The organism is Polaromonas sp. (genome assembly GCF_049790275.1).
In the GTDB taxonomy this organism is placed as follows: domain Bacteria; phylum Pseudomonadota; class Gammaproteobacteria; order Burkholderiales; family Burkholderiaceae_C; genus Polaromonas.
The window spans coordinates 1-5341 of the sequence record NZ_JBAQYR010000128.1 but is presented as its reverse complement, the minus strand read 5'-3'; the positions used below and the strand labels follow the sequence as shown (position 1 = coordinate 5341).

Sequence of the window (5341 nt, the reverse complement as noted above, 5' to 3'; positions counted from 1 at the left end):
GGCCAGCTGGGCCGCCGGATCGGCACCCATCGCCTGGCAGGCCTGCCAGCCGAACCGGTTGCGCTCGGGCGGAGACGGTGCGGTGACGCCGGTCTGGGCCTGCACCACGCCAGCCGCCAGCAGCCCCGCCCATACCAGGCGGGATGCGAAAATTTTCTTCAGGGGTGCAGCCATGGTCACCAGCCGGGGACTTTTTCCAGCGTGAACGGGATCTCCGGTGTGTCGGCCGGCGCTCCGGCGCTCGTGTCTTTCCATGTGCCTGTCACTTTTTTTCCGCATGAGCCTTCTGCCATTTCACCGTTCCAGGTGGCTGTGATGTTGATGCCGTTGGATGATTCGTCCAGCGTCAAAAAGCCGTTCTCCAGGTCGCCGGCCAGTTGCGCCCTGGCGGCATGACCGGTTCCGGCCTGCGTGCCGGTTGCCGACCGCAGGTCGCGGCTCACATAGCCCGCCACGCTGTCGCTGAATTCCGCGTGCCGTTCGAGGTGCATTGTGGCATCGGCGGGCAGCCCTGCAGGTGCTGAGGCGAACCTGACCCGCCACAGGCCATGGATTTGCACCGGCTTGAGCTGTGCGGCCGGCACGCAGCCTTCCGCTGCAGTTGCCGGTTTTTCTGCATTGTTCTGGGCGTCTGCCCTTATGGGTGCTGCGCAAACAGCTATTAAAAACAGAGCAAGTGTGAATGAATGAAAAGGTGTCATGGCGTGTACTCGTGCCCTCATCAGGCGGCGTTCCTGGCGGCCTCGGCTTCGCTGTTGGCCTGCGCCGTGTCGGCGGCGCGTTTTGCAAACTCGGCCCGCAGCGCCCTGATTTTCTCGCGCGGGTCTTCTTTCACCGTGGTCTTGTCCAGCCCCATCTCTGCAATGAAGCGGCTGGGAATGCCGGCGACGGTTTCACGGCCCTTCTTGCGCCGGCGCAGCCAGTTGACCGCCAGCGTGCGCTGGGCCCGCGTGATGCCCACATACATCAGGCGGCGCTCTTCCTCCAGGCGCTGCGCAATGTTCTCGGTCCTGGCCGCATCTGTGCCGTCGTCGTCTTCGAGCTTGAAGGGCAGCAGCCCTTCGACGCAGCCGGCCAGCACCACGTGCGGCCACTCCAGCCCCTTGGCGGCATGCAGCGTGGACAGGGTCACCACGTTCTGGTCGCCTTCGCGTTCGCTGATGGTCGACAGCAGGGCAATCGTCTGCACCACCTCCAGCATGGTCTTGGTTTCGGCGGCCACCACGGCGCCGGACGTGTCGTCAATCTGGCCGCCGCAGCGCTGCGCCATCCAGTCGCAGAAGTCCATCACGTTGGTCCAGCGCGCAGCGGCGACTTTTTCGCTGTCCTCGCTGTCGTAGATATGCTTTTCGTAGTCGATTTCCTTGAGCCAGGTGGCAAGAAAAGCGCGTGCGTCCTCGGCGCCTACAGTGCGTCTGGCGCGGTATTCCAGGTCGTTGAGGTAGCGGCCAAACTCATGCAGCGATCCGACCGCCTTGGCCGGCAGCACCGCGCTCAGGGAGTTGCTGAACAGCGACTCGAACAGGCTCAGTTTGTATTGCTCGGCAAAGGTGCTCAGCGCGCCCAGGGTGGTGTGGCCGATGCCGCGCTTGGGCGTCTTGATCGAGCGGATGAAGGCCGCGTTGTTGTCGTTGTTGACCATCAGGACCATCCAGCTGCACAGGTCCTTGATCTCGGCGCGGTCGAAAAAGCTCTGGCCGCCCGAGACTTTGTACGGAATATTGGCCTTACGAAAGGCTTTTTCGAAAGGTTTGGCCATGTGGTTGGCGCGGTAGAGGATACAGAAGTCTTTCCACTCCTTGTGCTGGCTGCCCTCGGCCTGCAAAGTGCCTTCGGCCCGCAGGCTCTGGATGCGCGCCACCACACGTTCGGCCTCGTGTTCCTCGCTGTCGCAATCGACTACGCGCACCGGCTCGCCTTCGCCCAGTTCGCTGAACAGCGTCTTGGGGAAAAGCTTGGGGTTGGGCGCAATCACATTGTTGGCTGCACGCAGGATGGCGCTGGTCGAGCGGTAGTTCTGCTCGAGCTTCACGACTTTCAGGTTGGGGTAATCCTGCGGCAGCTTCTTGAGGTTGTCCAGTGTCGCGCCGCGCCAGCCGTAGATCGACTGGTCATCGTCTCCCACCGCGGTGAAGCGGCCGCGCGCGCCGACCAGCAGCTTGAGCACCTCGTACTGTGTGGCATTGGTGTCCTGGTATTCATCAACCAGGACGTGGCCGAGTGACTTCTGCCATTTGTCGCGCACGGCATCGTGCTCGCGCAGCAGCTTGAGCGGCAGGCCGATCAGGTCGTCAAAGTCCACGCTCTGGTAGGCCGTCAGGCGTTCTTCGTAACGCGCCATGATGCGTGCGATCAGGCGGTCCTCGTCAGTGCTGGCCTGCGCTTCCGCCTGGGCGGCATTGAGCCCGCTGTTTTTCCAGGCGCTGATGGTCCATTGCCATTGCCGGGCGGTGGCTGCGTCGGTGCTGCCGCCCGCGTCTTTCAGGATGCTGGTGACGTCGTCGCTGTCCAGGATGGAGAACTGCTTTTTCAGCCCCAGGGCTTCGCCGTCCTGACGCAGCATGCGCACGCCCAGCGCGTGAAAGGTGCAGATCAGCACGCCCTTGGCGGCCTGGCCGATCAGTTTTTTGGCGCGCTCGCGCATTTCTGCCGCGGCCTTGTTGGTGAACGTGATGGCCGCGATCTCCTGCGGCTGCAGGCCGGCCTGGATCAGCCGGCCTATCTTCTGCGTGATCACCCGCGTCTTGCCGGAGCCGGCGCCCGCCAGCACCAGGCAGGGCCCATGCATGTAGTTGACAGCTTCCTGTTGCGCGAGATTCAGGCCGTTGGCGTGCGAAGGGGCGGAGGACGGTGATGACGACATGCAGTGATCAGGGCAGGCAAAAAAAACTGAAGCGCTTGCGGCAGTCCGCGAGGGGAGTCGGCTGAAAAAAGTGAAAGCGGAAGCGGGCCATCATAGCCAGTCAGCGTCAAGCCAACTTCGCAAGTGACAATAGGGCTTGTGTTAAGCATTCTCCTCGTCACCTTTCCCTTCTTTGCGCTGGTGTTGTGCGGCTACCTCGCCGCGCGGCGTGGCCTGTTGCCGCAGGCCGCGATTCCTGGCCTCAACACCTTTGTGCTGTACTTCGCGTTGCCCTGCATGTTGTACCGTTTTGGTGCGAACACGCCGGTGGCGCAGCTGCTCGACGGCAGCCTGGTGGCGGTGTACCTGCTGTGCGCACTGATCATGGTGGCGTTCACGGTGGCCGTCACGCGCAGCCGGCGCATCGGCTGGAATGACGCCTCCTTCGGGGCGCTCGTCGCGGCTTTCCCCAACACCGGTTTCATGGGCGTGCCGCTGCTGGTGGCGCTGCTCGGTGCACAGGCGGCCGGCCCGGCCATCGTGACCATTGTGGTGGACCTGCTGGTCACGAGTTCGCTGTGTATCGCCCTGTCGCGGCTCGATTCGGCCGACATCCACGGTGCGGAAGTGGCCGCCAGGAATGCGCTCAAGGGGGTGGCCCTCAATCCCATGCCTTGGGCCATTTTGCTGGGCGCCCTGTCGTCCGGGCTGGGGCTCGCGCTGCCCGCACCGGTGATGCAGACGGTGGCCTTGCTGGCTGACGCGGCCTCGCCCGTCGCGCTGTTCACCATAGGCGCGGTGCTGGCGCGTTCGCAGATGAACAGCGTGGAAACGATTCCCCTGAAAGACTACCTGCCGGTCGCGCTGATCAAGCTGGTGCTGCACCCGCTGCTGGTCGGGCTGATGGGGCTGGGTGCGATCCAGCTCGGCGTGCCTCTGGATCCCTTTGCCCTGACAGTGATCGTGCTGGTGGCGGCCCTGCCGAGCGCCAGCAATGTCTCATTGCTGGCAGAACGTTTTGGCGCCAACAACGGACGCATCGCCCGCATCATCCTGCTGTCCACGGTGCTGGCGTTTTTCAGCTTCTCCGGGGCTGTTGCCTTGCTGACCTGACGAAGCAGCCACGGAGGTCTTCAATCAAGCAGGGGCCGCGGATCTGGCTCCGCCTGTCCGCAGGCGCAGCGCCCCCTCGGGGGGCAGCGCAGTACGCGAAGCGACAAGCGTGGGGGCGTTATATGGACAGAGGATCCACATCAATCGCCCAGCGAATCAGGCTTTTGAAGTCGCCCTGTTGTCGGGTCTGGTGCAGCAGCGGCTGCCAGGCCGCCAGGAAGCGTTGCAGCGCGGCGCGCGAGGGGCTCTCCACCAGCATCTGCGCCCGTTCGATGTTGGCCACGCGCTGGATGGTCATGGGCACGGCCGGGTAGGGCGTGACCGCCTCCATGCCCGGCAACTGCTGCGTTTGCGCGGCTTCGGCGGCCGCATTCAGGAACGCCTGCGCCACCGCCTGCTCCCGCGCTTCGGCGCGCACCAGCGCCGAAAAGCCGAAAGGCGACATGCCGGCCGCTTCCCGCTCTTTCAGCTCCTGGACGGCAAAAGCAGGGTAGTCGTGTTTTTTCAGCGCACCGAACAGCGGGTGCTGCGGATGGAAAGTCTGCACCCACATCTCGCTGGCCTCGCCATGGTCGGCGTCACGACCGGCGCGGCCTGCTGCCTGCATGAGCAGGCCAAACAGGCGCTCGGGCGCGCGGAAGTCGCTGGAGAACAGGGCACTGTCGGGGTTGATGGCCGCCACCAGGGTGATGTGGCGAAAGTCGTGGCCCTTGGCAATCATTTGCGTGCCGACCAGCACGTCCACCTCGCGTGCATGCACGCTGGCCAGCTGCGATTCGAGTGCGCCTTTGAGCCGCGTGGTGTCGGCGTCGATGCGAGCGATGCGCAGGGGGCTGCCGTCCGGACGCGTCACCCCCGCCAGCAGCTCGGCGATGTGTTCCTCCAGCCGCTCCGTGCCTTTGCCCACGGGCGCAATGTCGATGTTGCCGCAGCTGGGGCAGGCGCGCGGCACGCGCTCGGTGAACCCGCAGTGGTGGCAGCGCAGGGTGCGGTCTATCTTGTGGAACACGCGGTAGGCGCTGCAATGCGGGCACTCGCTTTTCCAGCCGCAGTCGTGGCAGGCCAGCACCGGGGCGTAGCCGCGGCGGTTCAGGAAAATCAGCGACTGTTCGCCGCGGGCGATGCGCTGGCCGATGGCGTCCAGCAGCGGCGGCGCAATCGTGCAGTGTTTGGGCTGGTGGTTCATGTCCACCAGCCGGACGGCCGGCAGGCTGCCCTGCTGCTCCGCGCCCCCTATCCGTTCGCTCATGGTCAGGCGCTGGTAACGGCCCACCACGGTCGCCTGCCAGCTTTCCAGCGAAGGCGTGGCCGAACCCAGCAGGACACGACAAGAAACCATAGCCCCCACGCTTGTCGCTTCGCGTACTGCGCTGCCCCCCGGGGGGG

The 5341-nt window shown here is 64.8% G+C and carries 4 protein-coding genes; 1 reads left to right on the top strand and 3 read right to left on the bottom strand.

Features of this window, described 5'->3' with window-relative positions:
• Positions 1-176: 176 nt before the first annotated feature.
• Together WA904_RS17695 and WA904_RS17690 are read right to left on the bottom strand one after the other, a co-directional pair.
• The gene (locus WA904_RS17695) at positions 177-701 is read right to left on the bottom strand and encodes a hypothetical protein (protein ID WP_425198441.1); all 525 of its coding nucleotides are present in this window, start codon (positions 699-701) and stop codon (positions 177-179) included.
• 20 nt (positions 702-721) lie between these two features.
• The gene (locus WA904_RS17690) at positions 722-2863 is read right to left on the bottom strand and encodes an ATP-dependent helicase (RefSeq protein WP_425198440.1); all 2142 of its coding nucleotides are present in this window, start codon (positions 2861-2863) and stop codon (positions 722-724) included.
• Positions 2864-3001: 138 nt separating this feature from the next.
• Here WA904_RS17690 and WA904_RS17685 point away from each other — a divergent pair, with 138 nt between their 5' ends.
• Complete coding sequence (locus tag WA904_RS17685) at positions 3002-3955, top strand: AEC family transporter (RefSeq protein WP_425198439.1); 954 nt, start codon at positions 3002-3004, stop codon at positions 3953-3955.
• Positions 3956-4073: 118 nt separating this feature from the next.
• Here the strand turns inward: WA904_RS17685 and priA are convergent.
• On the bottom strand, positions 4074-5341 hold a 1268-nt coding region (gene priA, locus WA904_RS17680; protein WP_425198438.1), incomplete at its 5' end, for a replication restart helicase PriA.